Origin of the sequence: Serratia sp. G204Y, assembly GCF_051172435.1 — a bacterium.
Taxonomy (GTDB): Bacteria; Pseudomonadota; Gammaproteobacteria; order Enterobacterales; family Enterobacteriaceae; genus Serratia; species Serratia sarumanii.
In genome coordinates, this window is record NZ_JBPIZA010000001.1 from 1,284,876 (window position 1) to 1,308,741 (window position 23,866).

The window sequence follows — 23,866 nt, forward strand, 5'->3', positions numbered from 1 at the left end:
CGCGATGTCCAAGTTAAACCCGATTCTGGCTTCCTCGGCGCACAGCGCCGAGGCTTACCGCCAGGCGATCGCGCAGAGCAGTGAAGCCGTCGTGCAGTGGCTGCAACAGCCCGAGATGTATCAGGGCAAAAGCGTTGCCGAACTGCGCGAGCGCATCAAGCTCGACTTCACCCCGCAAGGCCTGGGCAACCAGGCGGCGATCGATCGCGCCATCGAGTACTTTTTGAAAGACAGCCTGTCGGTGCACCACCCGCAGTGCGTGGCGCACCTGCACTGCCCGAGCCTGGTGATAAGCCAGGCCGCCGAAGTGCTGATCAACGCCACCAACCAGAGCATGGATTCCTGGGATCAGAGCCCGTCGGCCACGCTGATCGAAATGAAGCTGATCGAATGGCTGCGCGCCCAGGTTGGTTACCAGCCCGGCGACGCCGGGGTGTTCACCAGCGGCGGCACCCAGAGCAACCTGATGGGGCTGATGCTGGCGCGCGATGCATTCTTCGCGCGTCAGGGCCACTCCGTGCAGCAGGATGGCCTGGTGGGCGATCTGCGCAAGCTGAAGGTGTTCTGTTCTGAAAATGCCCACTTCTCGGTGCAGAAGAACATGGCGCTGATGGGCCTCGGCTATCAGTCCGTCACCCTGGTGAAAACCGATCGCTTCGCCCGCATGGACGTGAACGATCTGGCGGAAAAACTGGCGCAGGCCAAGGCCAACGGCGAGCAGGTGATGGCGATTGTCGCCACCGCCGGCACCACCGACGCCGGTGCCATTGACCCGCTGCGCGACATCGCGCGGCTGGCGGCGCAGCAGCAGATTTGGGTACACGTGGATGCGGCCTGGGGCGGCGCGCTGCTGCTTTCCGAGCAGTACCGCGACTACCTGGACGGCCTGGAACTGGTGGACTCCATTACCCTGGACTTCCACAAGCAGTTCTTCCAGACCATCAGCTGCGGCGCCTTCCTGCTGAAAGACGAGCGTCACTACGAGCTGATGCGCTATCAGGCGGCCTACCTGAACTCCGAGTTCGACGAAGCGCAAGGCGTGCCGAACCTGGTGTCCAAGTCGCTGCAGACCACCCGCCGCTTCGATGCGTTGAAGCTGTGGATGGGGCTGGAGGCGCTGGGGCAGAAGCAATACGCCGAGATCATCGATCATGGCGTGACGCTGGCGCAACAGGTAGCGCGTTACATCGCCGATCAGGAATCGCTGGAACTGGTGATGCAGCCGCAGCTGGCCAGCGTGCTGTTCCGCTACCGTCCGGCGCAGCTGGCGGCGAACGGCGACGCGGCCGTCGCCCTGTTCAACCAGCGCATCGGCGACGCCCTGCTGGAATCGGGCCGCGCCAACGTCGGCGTGACCGAATTCGATGGCGTAACCTGCCTGAAGATGACGCTGCTGAACCCGATCGTGACGCTGGAAGACATCAAGCTGTTGCTGGCGCTGGTCGAGAAAACCGCGCAGCAGCTGCCGGCGTAACGCCGCGCAGTGTACCACTCAAGCCGATAACTTGCGTTATCGGCTTTTTTATTGCTCATCAGATCGCAGGAGACGCAGCGTTTACGCTGATATACTGCATCAAACGCCTTCTCTCATTCCAGCGCCACAGGATATGCACACATGACCGACCCTGATTTCAACCTGTTGATCGCGCTCGATGCGCTGCTGACGGCGGGCAGCGTCGTCGGCGCCGCACGGCGTCTCGGTTTAAGCGCTTCGGCGATGAGCCGCACCCTCAACCGGCTGCGCGCGGCCACCGGCGATCCCCTGCTGGTGCGCGCCGGCCGTCATATGGTGCTGACGCCCTATGCCGAAACGCTACGCGAGCGGACGCGAAATACGGCATTCGAAGCCCGTGCGCTGCTGCGCCCGGCGCAGGGAGCATTAGATCCCGCCGAGCTGGATCGTACCTTCACGCTGCGTGCCAACGACGGCTTCGTCGAAGCCTTCGGCCCGGCGCTGATCGCCGCCGCTGCCGAACAGGCGCCGCGGGTGCGGCTGCGCTTTGCGCCCAAGCCGGAGAAAAGCGACCGCCCGCTGCGTGAAGGGCTGGTCGATCTGGAGATAGGCGTGCTGGGTGACATGGGCCCGGAAATCCGCCTGCAGGCGCTGTTCCGCGATCGCTTCGTCGGCGTGATGAGAACCTCGCACCCGCTTGCGCAGCAGCCGGAGATCGGCGCCGCCGACTACGCCGCCTGCGGCCACGTGGTGGCCTCGCGCAGCGGGCGCATTCTCGGGCCGGTAGACGCCGCGCTGGCGGAGCTGGGGCTGACGCGCCAGATTGCCGCCGTGGTGCCGAGTTTTCCGGCCGCGCTGGCGGTGGCGCAGGCCTCGAACCTGCTGGCGCTGTTGCCCGCCTCCTTCCTGCACGCTCAACCGGCCGAGGGCCCGCTGCGCGTCTTTGAGCTGCCGGTGAAAACGCCGCCCATTACCGTGTCGCAAATGTGGCACCCGCGCCTGGAGGCCGAGGCGGATCACCGCTGGCTGCGGCAGCTGGTGTTGTCGGTCTGTCGCCAGCGCGTGCAGGAACCGTTTCGCGAATAGTGACAATGTCACTAGATTTTGCATTACTGACGTCGAGTGATCCAGCCAACGGCAAAGCCCCCATACCCTGAGGGTTGTTCCCCCTCGCGCGATGGGAGAACATAGCGTTCACGATGCCTGACTCAGTGAAACGCTCATGACGCTTCCCCCTCTCTGGCCGGTATTCGACGGCCATAACGACCTGCTGCTCAACCTGTGGCTGCAGCACGACGACGATCCGGCCGCCGCCTTCTATTCCCGCGTCACGCCGGGCCACCTCGATTTCTCCCGCATGCGGCGCGGCGGATTTTTCGGCGGACTGTTCGCGGTATTTATTCCCCCGGTCAGCTATATCGCCCAGATGCGCAACCAAACGCAGGACGAGGCGCAGGCCACCTTCGATCCGCTGGCGATCGCCGAACGGCAGATCGCCATCCTGCAGCAGTTGGAACAGGCTTCTCAGGGGCGGCTGCGCATCTGCCGCACCGCCACCGAGATAGAACAGTGCCGCCTCAACCGGCAAATTGCCGCGGTGCTGCATATCGAAGGCGCCGGCATGATCGACGCGGAGCTGACGCAGCTGGAGGCCTTCTACCGGCTGGGCGTGCGCAGCATCGGGCCATTCTGGAATCTGCCGAACGCCTTCGGCACCGGCGTCAGCGGGCCGTTCCCGGGCTCACCCGATACCGGCCCCGGCCTGACGCCGGCCGGCGAGGCGCTGATCCGCGCCTGCAACCGCCGCCGCATCATGATCGACGTCTCGCACATGAACGAGAAAACCTTCTGGCAAACCGCCGCGCTGAGCAACGCGCCGCTGGTCGCCACCCACTCCAACGCCCACGCCCTCTGCCCCCAGCCGCGCAACCTGACCGACGCACAGCTGGGCGCCATCGCCCAGAGCGGCGGGATGGTCGGCGTCAATTTCGGCACCGCCTTCCTGCGTGCGGACGGTAAACGTGACAGTGCAACAACCGGCTTAACAGAAATTGTTAAACACGTTGAGTATTTGATCGCTAAACTTGGTGAAGATCGCGTGGGATTTGGCTCTGATTTTGACGGGGTCAACGTACCGCAACCGCTGGAGGACGCCGCTGGCCTGCCGCGCCTGACGCAAGCGCTGGCGCAGGCCGGGTTCGATAACCGGTTGCTGGAGAAGCTGACCTGGCGCAACTGGCTGAACGCGCTCACCGCCGCCTGGGGTGAATAACCCGGTTACGCTTTAAAGGTTGCGATCTCCGTCACATTTCGCCAACATTGGGCCGGCCGAATGCGAACGTTTCTCATTGGGTTCGACTTATTACGATGCATGCAAAGGAGCACCGCTATGACTACCTGGACTAAACCTGAGTTTGTTGATCTGCGTCTGGGGCTGGAAGTGACGCTGTACATTTCCAACCGTTAATCGCCCGTCTGCCCGCCTTTCGCGCGGGCATTTCTTTCCTTCTTTTCTGGTTTAGACATGCAGATAAAAGTTCTCGGCTCGGCGGCGGGCGGCGGCTTTCCCCAGTGGAATTGCAACTGCGACAACTGTCGGGGCGTTCGCGACCACAGCATCAGCGCCACGCGCCGCACGCAGTCCTCCATCGCCGTCAGCGACGACGGTAAAAACTGGGTGCTGTGCAACGTTTCCCCGGACATTTGCCATCAGTTGCTGGCCTCGCCCGAATTGAATAATCCCGAGGTGCTGCGCGGCACCGGCATCGGCGCGATCGTGTTGACCGACAGCCAGATCGATCACAGCGCGGGCTTGCTCAATTTGCGCGAGGGCTGCCCGCATCACGTCTGGTGCACCCCTGAAGTGCATGACGATCTCAGCACCGGTTTCCCGGTGTTTCCCATGCTCTCACACTGGAACGGCGGCCTGATTCACCACCCGCTGACGCCCGGCGAGCCGTTCCGCACGATGGTCTGCCCGAACGTGCGCTTTACCGCCATTCCGCTGCTCAGCAACGCGCCGCCCTATTCGCCGTTCCGCGATCGCCCGCTGCCGGGCCACAACGTGGCGCTGTTTATCGAAGATACCGCGCGCGGGGTCGGGCTGCTGTACGCGCCGGGCCTGGGTGAGCCGGACGAGGCGCTGCTGCCGTGGCTGCGCCGCGCGGACTGCCTGCTGATCGACGGCACGCTGTGGCGCGACAACGAGCTGGCCAACGCCGGCGTGGGCCGCAATACCGGCAAGGACATGGGGCATCTGGCGCTGGCGGAAGAACACGGGCTGGCGGCCCTGCTCGCCACCTTGCCCGCCAGGCGCAAAATCCTGATCCACATTAACAATACCAACCCTATCCTCAATGAAGACTCGGTAGAGCGGCAAAGCCTGACCGCCGCCGGCATTGAAGTGAGCTGGGACGGCATGAATATCGAACTGTAGGGAACCGCCATGACGCAACCACTGCCCCTGACTCCGCCGGCATTTGAAGCGGCGCTGCGCGCCAAAGGCGCTTATTACCATATTCACCACCCGTACCACATCGCGATGCACAACGGCGAAGCGACCCGCGAACAGATCCAGGGCTGGGTGGCCAACCGGTTCTACTACCAGACCAGCATTCCGATCAAAGACGCGGCGATCATGGCCAACTGCCCACAGCCGGAAACCCGCCGCAAATGGGTGCAGCGCATCCTGGATCACGATGGCTACGGCGGCAGTGAAGGCGGCATCGAAGCCTGGCTGCGCCTGGGCGAAGCCGTCGGGCTGCAGCGCGACGCCCTGCTCTCTGAAGAATTGGTGCTGCCGGGCGTGCGCTTCGCGGTGGACGCCTACGTCAATTTCGCGCGCCGCGCCTGCTGGCAGGAAGCGGCCTGCAGCTCGCTGACCGAACTGTTCGCGCCGCAAATCCACCAATCGCGCCTCGACAGCTGGCCGCAGCACTACCCGTGGATCGACGCCGCCGGCTACGACTATTTCCGCAGCCGCCTCGGCCAGGCCAACCGCGATGTGGAACACGGCCTGGCGCTGGCGCTGGACTATTGCGACACCGTAGAAAAACAGCAGCGCATGCTGGAGATCCTGCAGTTCAAGCTGGACATTCTGTGGAGCATGCTGGACGCCATGAGCATGGCCTATACCCTGAACCGCCCGCCTTACCACAGCGTGACCACCGCGCGGGTATGGCACAACCAGAGGCTGGTGTAATGACGCTGAACCCTGAACACACCCCCGTCTTCCGTCGCGGCTACCGCCTGCAATGGGAGCAAGTGCAAAACAGCCACGTGATCCTCTACCCGGAAGGCATGGCCAAGCTGAACGACAGCGCCGCCGCCATCTTGCAGCTGGTCGACGGCCACACCACGCTGAACGGCATCATCGCCCAGTTGAACGCCCGCTTCCCCGGCGCCGAAGGGCTGGCGGAAGACGTGCTGGAGTTTTTCCAGCGCGCCTACGAACAAAAATGGGTGACCTTCCGTGACTGAAGCTCGCGCGCCGGCGGTGAACCCGCCGCTCTGGCTGCTGGCGGAGCTGACCTACCGCTGCCCGCTGCAGTGTCCGTATTGCTCCAACCCGCTCGATTTCGCCGCGCAGGAAAAAGAGCTGACCACCGCGCAGTGGATCGAGGTGTTTCGCCAGGCGCGGGCGATGGGCAGTGTGCAGCTCGGTTTTTCCGGCGGCGAGCCGCTGGTGCGTAAAGACCTGCCCGAGCTGATCGCCGCCGCGCGCGCGCTCGGCTTTTACACCAACCTGATCACCTCCGGCATCGGCCTGACCGAGAAGAAGCTGCAGACCTTCGCCGACGCCGGGCTGGATCATATCCAGATCAGTTTTCAGGCCAGCGATGAAACGCTGAACGCCGCGCTGGCGGGCTCCGCCAAGGCGTTTCAGCAGAAGCTGGCCATGGCTAAGGCGGTCAAGGCGCTCGGCTATCCGATGGTGCTCAACTTCGTGCTGCATCGCCATAATATCGGCCAGATCGACCGCATTATCGAACTGGCGATCCAGCTGGACGCCGACGACGTCGAGCTGGCGACCTGCCAGTTCTACGGCTGGGCGCACCTCAACCGCGAGGGCCTGCTGCCGACCCGCGAGCAGATCGCCGACGCGGAAGCGGTGGTGAAACGCTACCGCGAACGCATGGTCACCGACGGCAAGCTGGCCAACCTGCTGTTCGTCACGCCGGACTACTACGAGGAGCGCCCCAAAGGCTGCATGGGCGGCTGGGGCGCCATCTTCATGAGCGTGACGCCGGAAGGCATGGCGTTACCCTGTCACAGCGCCCGTCAGTTACCGATCGCCTTCCCGTCGGTGCTGGAGCACGATCTGCAGCATATCTGGTACCACTCGTTCGGGTTTAACCGCTATCGCGGCTATGACTGGATGCCGGAGCCGTGCCGTTCCTGCTCGGAGAAAGAGCAAGACTACGGCGGCTGCCGCTGCCAGGCGTTCATGCTGACCGGCAACGCCGACAACGCCGACCCTGTGTGCGGCAAATCGCCCCACCACGGCACCATTCTGGCGGCGCGGGAAGCGGCGAATCGCTCGCAGATCGGTATCGATCAGCTGCGTTTTCGCAATCAAACCAACTCTCGTCTGATTTTCAAGGGTTGACGATGGCACTCGCCGGCGCTTCCTGGCAGCTCGACAACGGTTTGGCCGTCAAGGCGATAAGCGATCCTGCCGCCGCTAGCGCCGCCGCGCTGGTGCGCATTGAAGCGGGCAGTTTTCAGGCGCCCACCGCCTGGCCGGGCCTGGCGCATCTGCTGGAGCATATGTTGTTTCGCGGCAGCGCGAACTACGGCGCGCAAGATGGTCTGATGGCCTGGGTCGCCTCGGTGGGAGGCCGGCTGAACGCCACCACCCAAGCCACGCAAACCGCCTTCTTCTTCGAAGTAAGCGCAGACCATTTGGCGCCGGGGCTGGCGCGGCTGAGCGATATGCTCGCCGCCCCGCAGCTGGCGTCCGAGGCGATCGCTCAGGAGATTGAGGTCATCGACGCTGAATATCGCCTGCTGCGCGCCGATGTGGAAACCCGCTGCGAAGCCGCGCAGCGGCAGATGTTCAGCGGCCTTGACGCAATGCATCGCTTTCATATCGGCAGCCGCGCCGCCTTCGGCAGCGATATTTCCGCGTTGCAGCTGGCGCTGCGGCAGTTTCATCAGCGCTATTTTCGCGCGCCAAACCTGACGCTGTGGCTGCAAGGCCCGCAATCGCTGGCCCAGCTGCATGCGCTGGCCCAGCGCTACGGCAGCCGGCTGCCGGCGGGCAACGGCTCACCGCACGAGAGCTCACCGCCGCTGACCGCTGCGGAAGATTACACCCTGACGCTGCCCGGCACGCCGCAGCTGAGACTGGTGTTTGCCCTGCCGCGCTCCCATTCGCGCGGCTGGCTGCGGCGGCTGGAGCGCATGCTGCTGGACGAAGCCCCCGGCGGGCTGCTGGCCCGGCTGCGCGCTCAGGCGTGGTGCGATGCGGTTCGGCTCGATTATTCGCGCTGCAGCGAGAACAACGCGCTGCTGAGTTTTACCTTTACCGTCAATCACGGTTCAGCCGCTGAGGCTGCCTGCATCGAAAGCGCCCTGCTGGCGTGGCTGCAGGCGCTGCAGGTGCTGACACCGGCCCAGCTTGCGCATTACGAGCGGCTGGCAAATCGCGATTTCCACCGTTTGGCACCGCTCGACCAGCTGCGTGCCAGAGCGTTTGGGCTGCCGCCGGCGGAGCCGAACGACGATTGGCCACGGCATATTGCGGCGTTGATTAGCGCGCCGCGCCGTCGCCTGGCCGTGCGGCCCGAAGGCGGCGGTGAAACCCGTGAAATTCAAGGGCTGCCGCTAGCGCTTGGCCCCTTCGCCGGCGCCGCGCTGACGGCTACAGCGGAATCCTTCCGCTTTTTCTCCTCCTCGGCGGCGCTGCCGCCCCCGACATTGCCTGCCGGCCTGGCGCCGCTGCGGCATCTGCGCCCCGACGAAGCGCAGCCGGTGCTGCTGCTGCGGCCGACGCCGTCCAGCCCCTTCAGTGATGCACAGGCCTACGGCTTACAGGCGGCGCTGCGCGACGGGGCGGCCGAACTGGCGCATCGGGAAGGACATTTAAGCTTCGAACGCCACCAGGGTGCGTGGCTGCTGCAGCTGGCGGGCAGCCCCGCGCTGCTTTGCCACGGGCTGAGCGAGGTGAACCGGGCGCTGGCGGCGTTGCCGTCGGCCATTCTCAACGAGGCGGCGAGAAACCTGCGCCATACGCAGTTGCAAGAGCAAAACGACATCGCCATTCGTCGCCTGCTGGCCCAATTGCCCGCAGCGCTCAGCGCGCCGACAGCAACAGCGGTGCAGTGGCATGCCACCTTAGCCGGCGGCGATGGCGAGTTAAAACGGCAGCTGTCGCACCTGCTGTACGACTTCCCCTATCCCGTGGCCGCCGAGCCGCCGCTGCCGATATATCAGCATCATCGCCCCGTCACGCTGACGGAAAGCGGCGCCGAACACGCCTTGCTGCAGTTTTACCCGCTGCCGAACGGCGAAGCCGAAGGCCGTTGGGCGCTGCGCGTGCTGGCCCAGCTTTACGCGCCGCGCTATTTTCAGCGGTTGCGCGTGGATCGCAACGTGGGCTACGTGGTGCAATGCGCCTTCCACCGCTGCGCCGATGCCGAAGGCCTGCTGTTCGCGCTGCAATCCCCAACGTTCAACGTTGAACAGCTGCGGCAGTTAACCGACGAATTCTTACTACAGATGCGTCATGAGCTGGCGCACGTGGGCGCAAACGAGCTGGCGCAAACGCAACAGGCGCTGCGGCAAAGCGTGCAGCGCCTCAGCGCCGAGCCATTGCAACGCGCACGCGAAATCGCCCTGGAAAATCACGCAATCATTGCCGCCGAGCCCATGACATTGACGCAACTGGCCTATTGGCAGCAGCGGCTATTCGCCGCAGGCTGATGTTGCGTCGGAGCCAACCCGACGCAATATAAACGTAGCGAAACAACTAATAACCAGAGGGAGATATATCTCAATAATCGTGCTCCCTCCTGTAAGAACTACTTCGGGAAATTACTTGAATAACAGCATGTTGATTAATCGCCTAACCGACGCCCTCCTTTTCCTTTTATGGCAGGCATATATTCTTCGCTTTTTCATTCTTTTAAACTCATAAGCTAGCGATATATAAAACACCATGAGCAGCAACATTAATATAACCATCATAAGTTAGCCCAAATCCATTTAGCCATTTCATACGATTATTATCTAATTTAATAAATTAAAAAATTAGAAACATCCTGTTCTAAAAATTACTTTATCATATCACTCAAACCGGCCTTTTATGCTGGCCGGGATGCAGGAGAATTATAATTGCACCGCCCAGTTAGCCCGTCGCGAACAACACAATGGGTAGGCGATACCGGTCAGCACCATGCTGATCACCCAGGAAATGTCTGCGCCCGGGATCAGATTGGCGTAAGGGCCGGAGAAGAATGCGTTCTCGACGAAAGGCACCTGCACCGCAATACCGCCGAAATAAACGCCGAGCGCGCGGGTGTTTAGCAGGCCGTAGCGCCCGCCGTCGGCGCTGAAAATGGCCGAAATGTCATAGCGTTGGCGGTTAAGCAGGTAAAAATCAATCAGGTTGATCATGCACCAGGGGATCAGCACCGAAATCAAGGCAAAAATCAGGTTCAGGAACAGATGAACGAAGTTGGCCGAGGCAACCAGCGCCACCCACACCGCCCCCAGCAAAATCAGCGCCGAGAACAGCGTGCGTATACGCGCATTCGGCATCCACTGCGGTAAGAAGGTTTGTACCGCAGTGATGAGTGAAAGCACCGCGCCGTACAAATTCATCGAGTTATGGCAGATGATGTTGATCAGAAACAGCACCATCAACACCGGCCCCAGCCCTCCCGTCGCCTGGCGCACCGCCTCCATGGCATCGTCGCTGCCGGCGACCAGATTGACCGCCACCACGCCGAACACGAAGGCCAAAATGGTGCCGCTGCAGGCGCCCAGGTAGGTATACAGGAAGGGTTTGGCAATGCCGACTTCCGCCGGCAGGTAACGCGAATAGTCTGACGTGTAGGGCGAGAAGCTGATTTGCCAGACGGCGCCGATGCAGAACGTGGCGAACCAACCGGCAATGCTGAACGATCCCCGCTGCCAAAAATCCGCCGGCAGCGGTTGAGAAAACATCAATACCAATCCGAGAATCAGCGCGCTGCCCATCACCCAGGCGCCGATTTTGTTGATCTTATGGATGAAACGGTAGCCCACCACCCCGATCAACGTTGCCAACACCGCGCCAATCACCGTCGCCACGCCCATGTTCAATGACGGGATGACGTTATGGATGACCTTGCCGGAAAGCGTGATGTTGGAAATAAAGAACCCCAGATAGATCACCGTGGCGAACACGATCACCAACAGCGAGCCGTAGCGGCCAAACTGCGCCCGGCTCTGCACCATTTGCGGTATTCCGACCTGTGGTCCCTGGGCAGAGGTCAGCGCCAGAAAAATACCGCCGAACAGGTGGCCGGCGATAATCGCGCTCAGCGCCGAGAGAATATTGAGATGAAACGTTTGTGTGGAGATGGCCCCGGTCACGACCGCCAGCGGCGCAATATTGGTGCAAAACCACAGGGTAAACAGGCTGCGGGCATGGCCATGGCGCTCCCCGGCGGGAACAAAATCGATCGACTTGTCTTCAATAAACGCGGTCTGCTCTGGCTGAGAGTTCATATATCCCCCGGTTAACGTGGATTATTATTTTTTACAGCGTGTTAGCGTGCGAATAGGTCGAAAAAAGCGTGCGTCTGCCCCGGCGACATTGCGGTCGCCTGTATCAATGCGATGAAAACGGGGCTGCCGGCGCGATCTGAAATCGCGCCTGATTGCGCTGACTCAGCGCATGACAAAAGGATCGTCTATCGGATCGTCGCTGGTGCGCAGCCACACCGTTTTGCTGGTGGTGTATTGCAGCGCGGCGTCAATCCCGCCCTCGCGGCCAAACCCCGACTGGCCGTAGCCGCCAAACGGCGCCAGCGGCGATACCGCTCGATAGGTATTCAGCCACACCACCCCCACCCGCAGGCGACGGGTCACCCGATGCGCGCGCGTCAGGTTCTGCGTGAAAATGCCGGCCGCCAGGCCATAGGCAGAATCATTGGCAAGCTGAATGGCCTCCGCTTCGTCCCTGAAGGTCAACACCGACAGCACCGGGCCGAACAGCTCTTGCTTCACGCACTCGGCGTCGGGTTGCGCGCTGCAATCGACAATCGTCGGCGGGTAGTAAAAGCCCGGTGAGTCGATCGCCGCGTGGCCAATCACCAGTTTTGCCCCCTGCTCCAGCGAACGGCTGACGATGGCGGCGATCCGCTCTTGCTGCTGCCTGGTGCAAAGCGGCCCGAACTGGGTGTCCGGGCGATCCGGCGGCCCGATGCGGATGCTGCGCACCTTCTCCGTCAGCCGGGCCAAAAACGTGTCCTTGATGCTTTCCGCCACCAGCAGGCGCGAGCCGGCTACGCAGCTCTGGCCCGACGCGGCGAAAATGGCCGCCACCTGCGCATTCGCCGCGCTGGTCAGATCCGCATCATCGAAAACGATAAACGGCGATTTTCCGCCCAGCTCCAGCGAGGTGCTGGCGAGGTTTTCCGCACTGCCGCGAACGATGTGCTTCGCGGTTTCCGCGCCGCCGGTAAAGGCGATGTGGTCTACCTGCGGATGCGCCGTCAGCACCGCACCGCATTCGGCGGCAAAGCCGGTGATCACATTGCATACGCCGCGTGGAAAACCGGCCTCGTCTATCAGTCTGGCGAACGCCAGCAGCGGCGCCGGCGCGGTTTCCGCCGCTTTGACCACCAGCGTGCAGCCGGCGGCGATCGCCGGGCCGATTTTCACCGCCGCAAGAAACAGCTGGCTGTTCCAGGGCACGATCGCCGCCACTACCCCGATCGGTTCGCGACGTACCCAGGTTTCCATGTCGGCTTTGTCGATCGCCAGCACGCTGCCTTCCATCTTGTCGGCCAGGCCGGCGTAGTACCGGTAGTATTCCGCCACATAAGCGATCTGCGCCTGGGTTTCCCGGATGATCTTGCCGGTATCCAGCGTTTCCAGCCGCGCCAGCTCGGGGGCGTGCTGCTCCAGCAAGTCGGCCAGCCGCAACAACAGCTTGCCGCGCGCGCCGGCGGTCATATCGCGCCACTCGGCCCCCTGGAAAGCCCGGTGCGCCGCCGCAACGGCACGATCCACATCCTGCGCACGGGCTTCCGCCACCTGCGCCCAGGGTTCGCCGCTCGCCGGGTTGATCGAGTCGAAGGTGGCCGAACCGGCGTCAAACCGGCCGTCGATGTAGAGTTTGAACGATTCCATCAGCGCCTCCGTCAGTGAAATTCCGGCATCACGCAGCGAATGAACCGCTCCAGAGAGGCCTTTTTACGCGCAAAGCTCATGCCGCTGTCGATCCACAACGCAAACTCGTCATACCCCAGCGCCTCATATTTTTTCAGCCGCGTAATGACCTCATTGGCGGTGCCGATAGCCAGGTTGGTGCGCATCATCTCGGCGGAGTAATAGGTATTGGCGGCGATCTCTTCGTCGCTCAGCGGCTGAATCAGCCCTTGCCGCACCGGCCGCTGGTTCTTGAACCAGGCGCCGAAGTAGTGGTAGAAACGGTTGAGCTCTTCCGCCGCCAGGCGGGCGTCCGCCTCATCTTCCGCTACGTAGCCATGCTGCAATAGCATGATCTTCAGCGGCTGCTCGGCGGCGAAGCGTGCACGCGCCTCGTTGAAACAGGTCACCAGCCGCACGATCTCCTCTTCCCCTTGATGCAGCGGCGTAACCTGAACGTTGCAGCCGTTTTGCACCGCAAATTCGTGGCTGTTGGGATCGCGCGCCGCCACCCAAATCGGCGGATGCGGCTGCTGTTTCGGCAGCGGCGACGAGGTGGTCGCCGGGAACGACCAGTATTCCCCCTGATGGGCATAGTCGCCCTGCCACAGTTTTTTCACCGCCGGGATCAGCTCGCGCATGCGCTGCCCGGCATCCCAGGCGGTCAAACCGGGCATCAGCCGTTCGTATTCATAGGAATAGGCGCCGCGCGCGATGCCCAGCTCCAGCCTGCCGCCGGTGATGATGTCGGTCATCGCCGCCTCGCCCGCCAGACGGATCGGGTGATTGAACGGCGCAATGATGGTGCCGGTGCCGAGCCGCACCCGCGAGGTGCGCCGGGCAATGTCCGCCAGATTGATGAACGGATTCGGCGCAATGGTGAAATTCATGCCGTGGTGCTCGCCGGTCCAGATGGCGTGCATGCCGCCGCGATCGGCGATTTCACACAGTTCGATCATCTCCTGGTAGAGCTTTTCCTGCGGTTCGTCGGGTAACGTTCGTTCCATATGCACGAATAAAGACAGTTTCATCACACTCTCCCGTTCAGCCTCAACCGGCGAATTGCTTGATGGCACCGCTGTGCTCATCGCCATAATAGATACCGTAATTGCCCACGGCGTTTTCTTTGACGAATCGGCCCAGCATCGATCGCAGCGCCGGATCCTTGATCGGCAGCCGCGCCAGCGTCGGCATGTCGAACCATTCCGCCGCGCCCAGCTGCGGCGTCAGGCTGCCGGCGTCGGTCGGCAGCGCGCACAGGAAAACGATGTGTTGCTGGTGCTTCTGGCGGTCGTCATAGACGGAATAGACGAAGCCCGGATGGGCATTAATGCCCAGCTGTTGCAGCAGCTCCCCCAACGTTTCGCTGACGCTGCGTTTCTCCACCGCGCTGGACGGCAGTTGATAGCCGCCGTCATTTTGCCGCACCATCACGGCGTGCCCTTCAAACTCGATCAACGCACTTACCACCACCTGCGGCCCACCAATCAGCGACTGCGCGTTTTGATAAGGCGTGAAATAAGCGCCGCGGTAATACCCCAGACCGGCGGTGGCGTTGGACTCGAACCCTTCGACCTTGCCGATCAGAATGGCATGGTCGCCGGCGTCCACCACCTGATGCAGCGAGCAGTCGAACCACGCCGAACTGTTATCGATCAGTGGCACCCGTGACGCACTCCAGCGCCAATCGATCAGCGCAAAGCGGTCTTCGTTCTTTTGCGCAAAAATGGTTGAAGCCTCTTTTTGCTGTTCCGCCAGAATATTGATGGCGAAATGGCTGCACTGGGTAAAATGCGCCAGATTCGCCGAACGTTTATCGATGCTCACCAACAGCAGCGCCGGATCCAGCGACACCGACGAAAACGAATTGGCGGTGAAGCCAATCGGCTTCCCCTGCTTGTCTACCGAGGTCACAATGGTGACGCCGGTCATAAAGGCGCCGAAAGCGTCGCGCAACTGCCTGCGTTTATCCGCGTCCATTTGCCGCTCCTAAAGTCAAAGGTTGCTCTGAGGTCAGAAAATCGAGCATCAGCGCGTTGACGCGTTGCGCATCGGTCAGACTGACCATGTGTTTGGCGTTCTCAATGATTACCGCGCGCCCGTTCGGTGCGGCCTGCGCCATTTGCCGCGCCATCTCCGGGCTGGAGTTGGCGTCGTGCTCGCCGGTCAGCACCAACACCGGGCAGCGGATAAGGTGCCAACGCTGGGCATACACCCGATCGCCGGTAGCAAACGCCTGATAGGCGCGTGCGTAGCCCGATATGTCCACCTGTTGCAACCAGCCGCCCACCTGGCGGCGCAGACGCTGTTCGGCGGGATCGGCGCCAAACCACCGGCTCAGCGGCGAGTCGAGCTGCGTCTGGCCGCTGGCCAACGCGCTGGCGCGTTGCGCGACCGCGGCGCTGGCCTTTGCTGAGCGCTGAAACACGCCGCTCATCACCACCGCGCGATTGACTCGCTCCGGATAATCGATCGCCAGACCGGCGGTGATCAACGCCCCCATCGAGTGCCCCGCCACCGCAGCGCTCGGCGCGCCCAGGGTGTTTAAGAAGGCCGCCATCCAGCGCACGTAATCCTCCAGCGTCGCGGCGTGGGCGAAGCCTTCGCTTTCTCCGTGGCCCGGCATATCGACGGCGATGACCCGAAAGTGCGCGCTGAGCGCATCGAGCTGGGGATACCAGGCCTCCGCGTTCATGCCTACGCCGTGGATCAATACCAGCGGCTCGCCACGCCCGGCCTCCAAATACCCCACCCGCAAAGCGGGTTCAGACAGCTGCCGGATTGTTCTGATCATGGCCCAGCTCTTTCAGATCCAGATAACGGTTGCCGATGCGGTGGTGCGGCCGCCCCCCCAGCGCCGCGCCCAGTGCGATGACGATTTCATCGTCGAAGGGTGCGTCGTTGATGTTGAACTGAAATGTCAGGTAGTGCTCGCGGCTGCCTTCGTCGTTTTTCCCCATCATCGGGATCAGGATCGGCGCGTTGGCCGGCCCGCGGGTATTGTTGAACGCCAGATAGCTCTTGCCGTTGACCGCCGAACGGTAGTGGTTGCCGAAATGCAGCGTGTGGATCAGCGCCGAGGCATGTTCCAACTCGCCGCCCAGCCCCACCACCGCGCTTTTGCCGAAGGCTTCCACCCGCTCGCCGGAGCCGGCTTCTTTGAGGATCAAACCGGTCAGCAGCTCGCCCAGCACCGGCGCCATTTCTCGAATCTTTGGCGCCAGATCCTCGACAAAGCCTTGCCCGGCCCAGGGGTTTTTAATCACCGCCGCCGCCGCGATCATCACCAGCGGTTTACTCGCCGATTTGCCGCCGTCGGCGTAGAGGGTTTCTGTGGAAACCAGGGTCTTGCGGATGTCTTGATGCATAAGGGACCTCGAAAAGTAAATCAAATGTTAATCAGATGTCGCGAGTCGAGGGTATAGCATCGGGCAGATTGGTATGTCAAAATTTGGTATACCATAATACGGTATTCTTATTTTCATCTGAGATGGTAAAGAGAAATTAAAAATAACCACTATTAATCAATATATTAATAAACCCGCGTAGGTTTTGGCCGGGGGTGAAACACCGGCCACGACCGCGTCCGCTCAGCACCCTGTGCCCGTGCCGCAGCCGTTGAGCCAGCGGCTATCAGCACCGAAAAGCGGTTTTTTTAGGCTATCTTTCGATTTTGTGAGCTGCTGCAACATTCACCGTTTTGGCGATGCGGCGCGAAATCGGCCGCCGTTGCTTTGCAGGTTGGAAAGATGTTAATAGTACCGGGCAAACGGGAATTCGCGTCGTTATCCGGATTAATGATGATCCACAAAAATAGAGACAATTATGGTTCAGGCGTCATTGAAGATTGAGAATGCACCGGTCACCTTGCGCGAATTGGCATTGGCGAAAATTAGGCAGGCGATTATCTCAGGGTATTTTCAGGCCGGCGATCGTTTGGTGGAACGCAGCCTGTGCGAGGAGCTGGGCGTCAGCCGCAGCGTGGTGCGCGAGGTGATCCGTTATCTCGAAGCGGAGGGGCTCATTGAAACGCTCGGCAAGAAAGGGCCGATTGTCGCTATTCTGACCTGGGAAATTGCCGAGCAGATTTATACTATTCGCCTGCTGCTTGAACAGGATGCCGCTCACGACTGCGCCCTGAAAGCCGGGCCGGAAGATAAAAAGAAACTGCATGAAAAATTAATTGCGATTAATCAGGCGTCGGCCGGGCAGGACGATATTCAGCGCGTTGAAGCCTCGCAGGCCTTTTATGAAACCATTTTCCAGGTGGCCCATCACGCCATCGCCTGGGAAATCGTTCAACGCCTGAACAGCCGCATCAGCCGCCTGCGCGCCCTGACCCTGAAAACCCCGGAGCGCCAGCTGGCCGGCTTCGAGCGCATGACGCGCATTTATCACGCCATCGAACAAAACAATCCGACGCAGGCCAGGCAAGAAGTCATCGATCACCTGACCGAGGCCGCCGCGCTGGCCAAGCGCATTCTGCAACAGGAGTCCTGAGATGCCCGCTTACTGGATTGCCCATGTTACCGTGAAAGATCCGCAGCAATATCAGCATTACATGGATTTGGCGCCCCAGGCGTTTCGCCAGTTCAACGCCCGTTTTCTCGCCCGCGGCGAACAGGCGCAAACGCTGGAAGGCCCATCGTTTGTGAAACATGTGCTGATCGAATTCGACGACTACGCCACCGCGTTGGCCTGCTACCATTCGCCGGCCTATCAGTTGGCGAAACAACAGCGGTGCCACGTGGCGGAAGCCATGATTACCATCGTCGACGGCTTGCCGCCCGCCCATTAAAAAGCCCCCGCCGTTACGGCGGAGGCTGGGTGATGTGAGGCGTGATAACCGCGTTCAGAAGCGCCGGGTCAAGCCGGCGTTTTCCGCTAGTTATTTCTCTTCAGGATCTTCCCAGTTTCAGCCCAGATCTGGCTGCGATAATGATCGTCTTCCTGAGAGAAGAAAAGTACGGTCAGCCCATCCTTGTCCAACAGCGCAATGCCATCGGGAGCAGGACGCCACGCCACAGGCTCTTGCGGCAAGACGTCGGGCGTGCAATCAGATAAAAATTTCAGGCTATAGCCGCCGGCCGATTCCACACTCTCCGCGTTGAGCTGCACAACACAAGACTTTGATTTATCACTGACCGTCCACTGCCCGGATAGCGTTTCGGCGGAAGGTAACACCAGACTGCTTGCCATAGAGGCTCCTGAAAACAAGAAAATTATTCCGACAAGAATAAATTTGCACATAGCTGGCCCATGCGAAACGGTGGGCATCATCGCCCACCGTTGCCGTTTTACACGATAAAGTCAACAGCGACGTCGGCCTGCCCGACGATGTGCACCAGGAAGTCTGGATTTGCACCGCCATGGATATTGAAGGCCAATTCACTCAGATTGCTCTGGGTATCATAGGATACCAGCGCCTCACCGGCCTGCCCGCTGAAATGATCGACAAACTGAATGAAATCACTGCCTTTAGCGCCCTGGTTGAAGAAGGACAGATCGATCTTGTCCTTGCCTGACTCAAAGTCCCAAATGGTATCAGGAGCCCGAACAGGCGAGTCATTCACATCAGAGAAGACAAAAATGTCGTTGCCTTGCCCTCCCCATAATTGATCCTGGCCCGCTCCACCGTAAATGACATCGTTGCCGGCGCCGCCTTTGAGCGTATTGTCTGCGTGATTCCCAACAATGACGTCATTACCTGAGCCCCCTATCGCGTTTTCGATGGTGACGCCAGCGGCGATGGAAACATTCCCTTTTAATCCCCCGACGTCGGAGAAAGCGCCTTCGTTCAAGTTGATACGTTGATTTTGGCTATACCCCGAGAAATCAAGGGTGTCATTACCGCCTGCATCCCAAACAGACATCACCAGTTTGTCGTGGCTGTCGTTGAGCGTATAGAAGTCTCGGCCTGTATTTGAATTAAACCCGTAAATGGTGTCGCCGGTTCGGGTGGTCATATTGGCGCCGTAAAGATGCTGGATGGCCGCGATATCATCAACCAGCGGCGCAGCGGCATAGTAATGGCCATGATCCGCGTTGGTAATGGATTCATTCCAGTAACTCATTACGCTAAACTGCCGGGTATCTTCGGCGTAAACTGCCTTGGTATAATTTGGGCTGCCTTGCCCCGCATTATAAGTGCCCGGGTGATCTAACCCGAGAGTATGGCCAACCTCATGGGTAATGGTTAAGCGGCCGTAATTACCTAGCTCAGGATGCAAATTTTCGGAGTGATTCTTAATGTTGTACCAACTTTGCCCATCAGAATTGAACCCCCTGTAATCATTGCCATTATATGAGAACGGTTTCAAGGCATACGCTTGTCCTGTCCCCTCATAATTGCCAAAGGTAATATTGGAGGGTTGGCCTGCGGCAACTTCGACAAATTTGATGTTGGCAACATCGGCCCAGGATTGCAAAGACAGCTTCGCCTGTTCTTGTTGCTGTTGCGTGAACGAGCTCAGCCCCGTATCACGTTCCGGGGAGCGGTGGCCCAGGTTCAGTTCGTTATAATCCCAATCCGGGAAGGAATAGGTCACCGTCGCCTCTTTTCCCGTGACGTGTACGCCATTCCAGGTTTTATCGCCGCGCGCGATCTGCAACCCCGCCTTATTTATGTCATAAGACGGTTTGTTATTTATCGTCAGACCATTTCCGCGCTCATGGTAGTGAATAAGATCGTTAACGCTGTCCCAACCCGTTTCGTTTCCATTCATGGTATTACCCATAACTTTCTCCACAAAGTAGCTAGTATTGCTATGACATCCGAAATGTCCCTTGGGGATAATCAAGATCCTGAGAATAGCGATCACCCGATACGCCCCACTCTTTTTGCCTATCCCTTTACAATTGACTTTTAACTACCCGATGCCTCCTTACCCATGATTGAGAACTGATGCAACTGCGTGAGATCGCGATATTTCCGTGCAAAATGCACGGAAATAATAGGCGCATTGATCCGGCAAGGGTTTGATTCCAGAGTTTGCGCGTTGAGGCTAGGTTGAGATGCCGCTCAAAGGGGCGGATGACAACGGCCGTTCGATGCATTGTCTCGTTGCCAGAGACAACAGCAGACGTGGTCTCGTGTTGTGACCGTTGCCTGTTATCCGAACTGTTACCCGAAGAAAATTACGTGAATGCATTTGCGCCACCATCCAGTTTTGCTAATGATTATCATTCGCGAGGCTATCTCACACGTAAGCGAAGTGTCAACAGATGAAACAAAACATTTCTTGATTTTCATCATGATTTTTTCGCTAAGCCCCAGTGAACGGGCGATGACGGGCGTTGCAGAGTGCATAAAATGGCGTTTATCACCGTCTGGACTGGGGTTTTTGTCAGTGTTACCGCATAGAGCAGGCAGAATACCGTTCGGAAGTACATCATGGCGACTGAACATTTGGCCACAGATAAACATCAGGAATGATTAATTTTCACGGCAATAACGCGGCGTGGTCCGATTACTTATTTTTCGCTGCAATATAAGGGATGCTTATAAATAACAGGAGTATTCCTAATGCGTTCACGCGGGATGTATTCCATGCTGGCGGGCCGATTTTTAGCCGCGCCCGCTGGCTATTCCCATTTTAATTGGCAAGACTATATTGAAAGAAGCTCTGCCCTAGAGCGAGAATATGGGTAATTTTCCGAGGAAATACCGCATGACCCTGTTGCCCAAGCAGAGCAATAACAAAAATCCGATTGATCTCTATGGCGAAATCGTAGACGACTTGCCCGGCCTGATTTGCTTCGGCAACCGCCTTGGCGGTTACTTCAATAAACAGTGGCGCGACTATACCGGCGCCATCGCCGGTGAACACGGCGCCGCCGACTGGCTCGATGCCCTGCACCCCGACGATCGCGAGCGGCTGGCCGCGCAATGGCGCCAGGCGATCGTGGCCCTTTCCTCGTTCGCCGGCGAAGCCCGCCTGTGCGATCGCAGCGGCGCCTACCGTTGGTTTATGCTGGCGTTCAACGCCCGGCAGGACGGCATGGCGCTGGAGCTCAGCTGGTACCTCACGGCGACCGACATCCATCCGCAAATGCTGCAGCGCCAGCAAAACGTTCAGGCGCTCTCTATCCAGCAAGACATGCTGGACGCCAGCGTCGACTGCATCAAAGTGATCAATCACGACGGCACGCTGCGCCACATGAACCGCTCCGGCAGCCTGGCCCTTGGCCTTGATCCGGCGCAAAAAGAGTTTGGCATGCCCTGGCTGGGGCTGCTGTCGCCCGAGATCCGGCGCCGCGGCAGTAAGGCGCTGCGCAGCGTCAGAGCCGGAAAGAATGCGCGCTTCACCGGATTGAGCGTGACGCCGCAGGGTAAAAAACAGCACTGGGACAACATTCTCACGCCGGTCAGCGATGAGCACGGCACCGTGGCCGAGATCTTGTGCGTCTCGCGCGACGTGACTTCACAGCGCGTGATGGAACAACGTCTGTTGCTCGCCAGCGAATATGACGAATTGACCGGCCTGCCCAACCGGCGCCTCTTCAAGAAAAAGCTGAAGCAAGAGATGAAGCGCGCCCTGCACGGCAACAAGTCCCTCGGGCTGATGCTGTTGGATCTTGACCACTTCAAGCTGGTGAACGACACGCTGGGCCACGCGGCGGGCGACCATCTGCTGCGGATCTTGGGTAAAAGGCTCAGCGCCTGCATGAATGCGCACTCGTTCGTCTCTCGCCTCGGCGGCGATGAGTTTGCCGTGGTGATCAGCGACGTCGAAAACGAGCAGGATATTTTCCGCATCGCCAACAAGTTTCTGCTGCAGCTGGAGACGCCGATCACCCACGGCGGCAAGACGCTGCATTGCGGCATGAGCCTTGGCGGCGCCATCTATCCCAAAGACGCGCGCGACGCTTCAGAGCTGATGAAATGCGCCGATACCGCGCTGTATGAGCTGAAAGACGGCGGCCGCGGCGGTGTCTATATGTTCGACCGCAAAATGATGGACAAAGCGCGCGCCCGCGCCAGCCAGCTCAACTACGCACGCCAGATCGTGCGCGACAACTGCATCCGTCCCAGCTACCAGCCGAAGGTCTGCCTGACCGACGGCAGCATCGTCGGCTTTGAAGCGCTGCTGCGCTGGCACTGCCCGATCAACGGCGTGCAGCTGCCGGCAACGGTAAGCGAGGCGTTCAACGACTACGAGCTGGCGACCAAGATCAGCGAGGCCATGCAGCTGAAGGTCTTCGCCGATATCGCCCGCTGGCGCGCGGCCGGCGTGGCGGTGCGGCCCATCTCGCTGAACGTGTCGCCGATCGAGTTTTTACGCGACAACTACGCCGAAACCTTCCTGCAGCGCCTGCTGAAGTTCCACATTCCCCACCCTCTGATCGAACTGGAAGTGACCGAACACGCGTTCAACAAGCACGGCTCGAAGTACGTGCTGCGCGCGCTGCAAATGCTCAAGGAGATGGGCATCCGCATCGCGCTGGACGATTTCGGCACCGGCCACTCCTCCTTCAGCCATATCATGGATTACCCGCTGGACTGCATTAAGCTGGACTGCGACTTCGTTCAACGGATGAATACCGAACCGGCGATCCTGGCGATCGTGGAAAGCATCGGCATCCTCGGCCAAAAACTGTCGATCGATATCATCGCCGAGGGCGTGGAAACCGAGCAGCAGCGGCAAACGCTGTGCGAAGCCGGTTTCCATATCGGCCAGGGTTATTTGTTCAGCCGGGCTGTGGAATCCCAGCGGGTGCCCGAGCTGCTGCAGGCGATGCCGCAACTTGTCGACGGCCGTTAAGCGCCCCGCCGTTCGCCGAACGGCGCCAGCTGCATGCCGACCAGCGTCACCACGCAGATGAGCGCCCCGGCGTAGAAGGTGGAGGCGGAACCGAACAGCTCCCACAGGGTTCCGGCCCCGAGACTCGCCAGCAGCAGCGCCACGCCGCTGATCAGATTGAACATGCCGAACGCGGTGCCGCGCAGGTGCGCCGGCGCGGTATGCGCCACCATCGCCGCCAACAGTCCCTGCGTCATGCCCATGTGCACGCCCCACAGCGCCACGCCAAACAGCACCCCGCCCCAATGATCGCTCAGCGCCAACACCACATCGGCGGCGATCAGCACCAGCAGCCCGGCTTTCAGCAATCCTTCATGGCTCATGCGATCGGACAGTTTACCGAACGGATAGGCCGAGCAGGCGTAGACCAGATTCATGGCGACCATCACCAGCGGGATCAACGCCAGCGGCGTGCCGCCCTGCTGCGCCTTCAGCACCAGGAACGCTTCGCTGAAGCGCGCCAGCGTGAAGACGGCGCCGATACCCACCACCCACCAATAGCCGCGCCCCAGCAGCCGCAGATTGGCGCGGGTGATCGGGTTGGTGCGCTTGTGGGTTATCGCGGCGGCCGGCTCTTTCAGGCCAAAAAACAGCAGCGCAATCGCCAGCGCCGCCGGGATCGCCGCCACCCAAAAGATGGCGCGAAAATCGTTGTGCCACAGCAGCATCAGGCCGACGGCCAGCAGCGGCCCTAAAAAGGCACCGACGGTATCCAGCGACTGGCGCAGCCCGAAGGCCGCGCCGCGAATCTCCGGAGGCGTCACGTCGGCCACCAGAGCATCACGCGGCGCCCCGCGGATGCCTTTGCCCACGCGATCCAGCAGGCGCGCGCTCATCACCATGCCGGACGACGACGCGATGGCGAAAAACGGTTTGCTGATGGCGCCCAGCCCGTAGCCCAGCAGCGCCAACCCTTTGCGCTTGCCGAGGTAATCGCTCAGCACGCCGGAGAACACCTTGACGATCAATGCCGTCGCCTCCGCCAGCCCTTCGATCAGCCCGATGACGATGACGCTGGCGCCGAGCGTCGTCGCCATAAACAGCGGCAGCAGGCTGTGGATCATTTCCGAGGAGACGTCCATCAACAGACTCACCCCACCCAATACCCACACGCCGCGCGGTATGCGGCCCAACGTAGCGAAACGCGACAGCATGGTCCATCCTCGAGAGATTCAGCGCCACCGGCGGCGCTTCATGACATTTCCAAGATTGGATAGTTGATTTTGTTCGTTCACAGATCTGCCGC

The 23,866-nt window shown here is 60.5% G+C and carries 21 protein-coding genes; 12 read left to right on the top strand and 9 right to left on the bottom strand.

Translation table 11 applies throughout. The annotated features are described in order from the left end of the window. Positions 1-4: 4 nt before the first annotated feature. The 9 genes from ACSBQQ_RS06185 to pqqF all read left to right on the top strand — a co-directional run bounded on the left by ACSBQQ_RS06185 (position 5) and on the right by pqqF (position 9,379). Positions 5-1,474 (top strand): pyridoxal phosphate-dependent decarboxylase family protein, encoded by a 1,470-nt coding sequence (locus tag ACSBQQ_RS06185; protein WP_033638493.1) that lies wholly within the window; start codon positions 5-7, stop codon positions 1,472-1,474. Between the two features lie 141 nt (positions 1,475-1,615). Continuing rightward, the gene (locus ACSBQQ_RS06190; RefSeq protein WP_060428088.1) at positions 1,616-2,539 is read left to right on the top strand and encodes a LysR family transcriptional regulator; all 924 of its coding nucleotides are present in this window, start codon (positions 1,616-1,618) and stop codon (positions 2,537-2,539) included. A 136-nt stretch (positions 2,540-2,675) separates the two neighbouring features. Beyond that, on the top strand, positions 2,676-3,725 hold the full coding sequence (locus tag ACSBQQ_RS06195) for a dipeptidase (RefSeq protein WP_060428090.1): 1,050 nt from the start codon (positions 2,676-2,678) through the stop codon (positions 3,723-3,725). Between the two features lie 117 nt (positions 3,726-3,842). After that, positions 3,843-3,920 carry a pyrroloquinoline quinone precursor peptide PqqA gene (pqqA, locus tag ACSBQQ_RS06200; protein ID WP_004937827.1) on the top strand — a complete coding sequence of 26 codons (78 nt, stop codon included), beginning with the start codon at positions 3,843-3,845 and terminating at the stop codon, positions 3,918-3,920. A gap of 57 nt (positions 3,921-3,977) precedes the next feature. Continuing rightward, positions 3,978-4,889 carry a pyrroloquinoline quinone biosynthesis protein PqqB gene (gene pqqB, locus ACSBQQ_RS06205; protein ID WP_039566147.1) on the top strand — a complete coding sequence of 304 codons (912 nt, stop codon included), beginning with the start codon at positions 3,978-3,980 and terminating at the stop codon, positions 4,887-4,889. Between the two features lie 9 nt (positions 4,890-4,898). Then, positions 4,899-5,654, top strand: coding sequence for a pyrroloquinoline-quinone synthase PqqC (gene pqqC, locus ACSBQQ_RS06210; RefSeq protein WP_039566149.1), 756 nt, complete (start codon positions 4,899-4,901; stop codon positions 5,652-5,654). Further along, the gene (gene pqqD / locus ACSBQQ_RS06215) at positions 5,654-5,932 is read left to right on the top strand and encodes a pyrroloquinoline quinone biosynthesis peptide chaperone PqqD (protein WP_039566152.1); all 279 of its coding nucleotides are present in this window, start codon (positions 5,654-5,656) and stop codon (positions 5,930-5,932) included. The genes pqqC and pqqD overlap by 1 nt, the downstream gene beginning before the upstream one ends. Beyond that, positions 5,925-7,061: a pyrroloquinoline quinone biosynthesis protein PqqE gene (pqqE, locus tag ACSBQQ_RS06220; protein ID WP_060428092.1), complete on the top strand. Its 1,137-nt coding sequence runs from the start codon at positions 5,925-5,927 to the stop codon at positions 7,059-7,061. Before pqqD ends, pqqE begins: the two co-directional genes overlap by 8 nt. Positions 7,062-7,063: 2 nt before the next feature. Next, a complete protein-coding gene (pqqF, locus tag ACSBQQ_RS06225) occupies positions 7,064-9,379 on the top strand; it encodes a pyrroloquinoline quinone biosynthesis protein PqqF (protein WP_060428094.1) in 2,316 nt (771 codons plus the stop codon). 405 nt (positions 9,380-9,784) lie between these two features. On the opposite strand, the gene ACSBQQ_RS06230 is transcribed toward pqqF, so the two are convergent. The 6 genes from ACSBQQ_RS06230 to ACSBQQ_RS06255 all read right to left on the bottom strand — a co-directional run bounded on the left by ACSBQQ_RS06230 (position 9,785) and on the right by ACSBQQ_RS06255 (position 16,185). After that, positions 9,785-11,170: a purine-cytosine permease family protein gene (locus ACSBQQ_RS06230; protein WP_033648302.1), complete on the bottom strand. Its 1,386-nt coding sequence runs from the start codon at positions 11,168-11,170 to the stop codon at positions 9,785-9,787. A 162-nt stretch (positions 11,171-11,332) separates the two neighbouring features. Beyond that, positions 11,333-12,799, bottom strand: coding sequence for an aldehyde dehydrogenase (locus tag ACSBQQ_RS06235; protein ID WP_033648301.1), 1,467 nt, complete (start codon positions 12,797-12,799; stop codon positions 11,333-11,335). Positions 12,800-12,810: 11 nt separating this feature from the next. Next, positions 12,811-13,848 (bottom strand): LLM class flavin-dependent oxidoreductase, encoded by a 1,038-nt coding sequence (locus ACSBQQ_RS06240; protein ID WP_033648300.1) that lies wholly within the window; start codon positions 13,846-13,848, stop codon positions 12,811-12,813. A 19-nt stretch (positions 13,849-13,867) separates the two neighbouring features. Then, positions 13,868-14,797: a flavin reductase family protein gene (locus ACSBQQ_RS06245; RefSeq protein ID WP_047567507.1), complete on the bottom strand. Its 930-nt coding sequence runs from the start codon at positions 14,795-14,797 to the stop codon at positions 13,868-13,870. After that, on the bottom strand, positions 14,784-15,611 hold the full coding sequence (locus ACSBQQ_RS06250; RefSeq protein ID WP_033655041.1) for an alpha/beta fold hydrolase: 828 nt from the start codon (positions 15,609-15,611) through the stop codon (positions 14,784-14,786). The genes ACSBQQ_RS06245 and ACSBQQ_RS06250 overlap by 14 nt, the downstream gene beginning before the upstream one ends. Beyond that, positions 15,583-16,185 carry an amino acid synthesis family protein gene (locus ACSBQQ_RS06255; protein ID WP_041035081.1) on the bottom strand — a complete coding sequence of 201 codons (603 nt, stop codon included), beginning with the start codon at positions 16,183-16,185 and terminating at the stop codon, positions 15,583-15,585. The genes ACSBQQ_RS06250 and ACSBQQ_RS06255 overlap by 29 nt, the downstream gene beginning before the upstream one ends. A gap of 457 nt (positions 16,186-16,642) precedes the next feature. Between ACSBQQ_RS06255 and ACSBQQ_RS06260 the strand changes: the two genes are divergently transcribed. Both ACSBQQ_RS06260 and ACSBQQ_RS06265 read left to right on the top strand, forming a co-directional pair. Then, positions 16,643-17,317, top strand: coding sequence for a GntR family transcriptional regulator (locus tag ACSBQQ_RS06260; RefSeq protein ID WP_033648296.1), 675 nt, complete (start codon positions 16,643-16,645; stop codon positions 17,315-17,317). A gap of 1 nt (position 17,318) precedes the next feature. After that, positions 17,319-17,615, top strand: a complete 297-nt coding sequence (locus ACSBQQ_RS06265) for a DUF1330 domain-containing protein (RefSeq protein WP_033655039.1) — start codon at positions 17,319-17,321, stop codon at positions 17,613-17,615. Positions 17,616-17,701: 86 nt separating this feature from the next. Here the strand turns inward: ACSBQQ_RS06265 and ACSBQQ_RS06270 are convergent, their stop codons facing one another. Together ACSBQQ_RS06270 and ACSBQQ_RS06275 are read right to left on the bottom strand one after the other, a co-directional pair. After that, positions 17,702-18,016 (bottom strand): AprI/Inh family metalloprotease inhibitor, encoded by a 315-nt coding sequence (locus ACSBQQ_RS06270; protein ID WP_033648294.1) that lies wholly within the window; start codon positions 18,014-18,016, stop codon positions 17,702-17,704. Positions 18,017-18,114: 98 nt separating this feature from the next. Next, a complete protein-coding gene (locus ACSBQQ_RS06275; protein WP_060428096.1) occupies positions 18,115-19,554 on the bottom strand; it encodes a serralysin family metalloprotease in 1,440 nt (479 codons plus the stop codon). Between the two features lie 933 nt (positions 19,555-20,487). Here ACSBQQ_RS06275 and ACSBQQ_RS06280 point away from each other — a divergent pair. Continuing rightward, positions 20,488-22,581, top strand: a complete 2,094-nt coding sequence (locus ACSBQQ_RS06280; protein WP_060428099.1) for a putative bifunctional diguanylate cyclase/phosphodiesterase — start codon at positions 20,488-20,490, stop codon at positions 22,579-22,581. Here ACSBQQ_RS06280 and ACSBQQ_RS06285 read toward each other — a convergent pair. Beyond that, on the bottom strand, positions 22,578-23,774 hold the full coding sequence (locus ACSBQQ_RS06285) for an MFS transporter (protein ID WP_048321558.1): 1,197 nt from the start codon (positions 23,772-23,774) through the stop codon (positions 22,578-22,580). The genes ACSBQQ_RS06280 and ACSBQQ_RS06285 overlap by 4 nt on opposite strands. Positions 23,775-23,866: the final 92 nt, after the last annotated feature.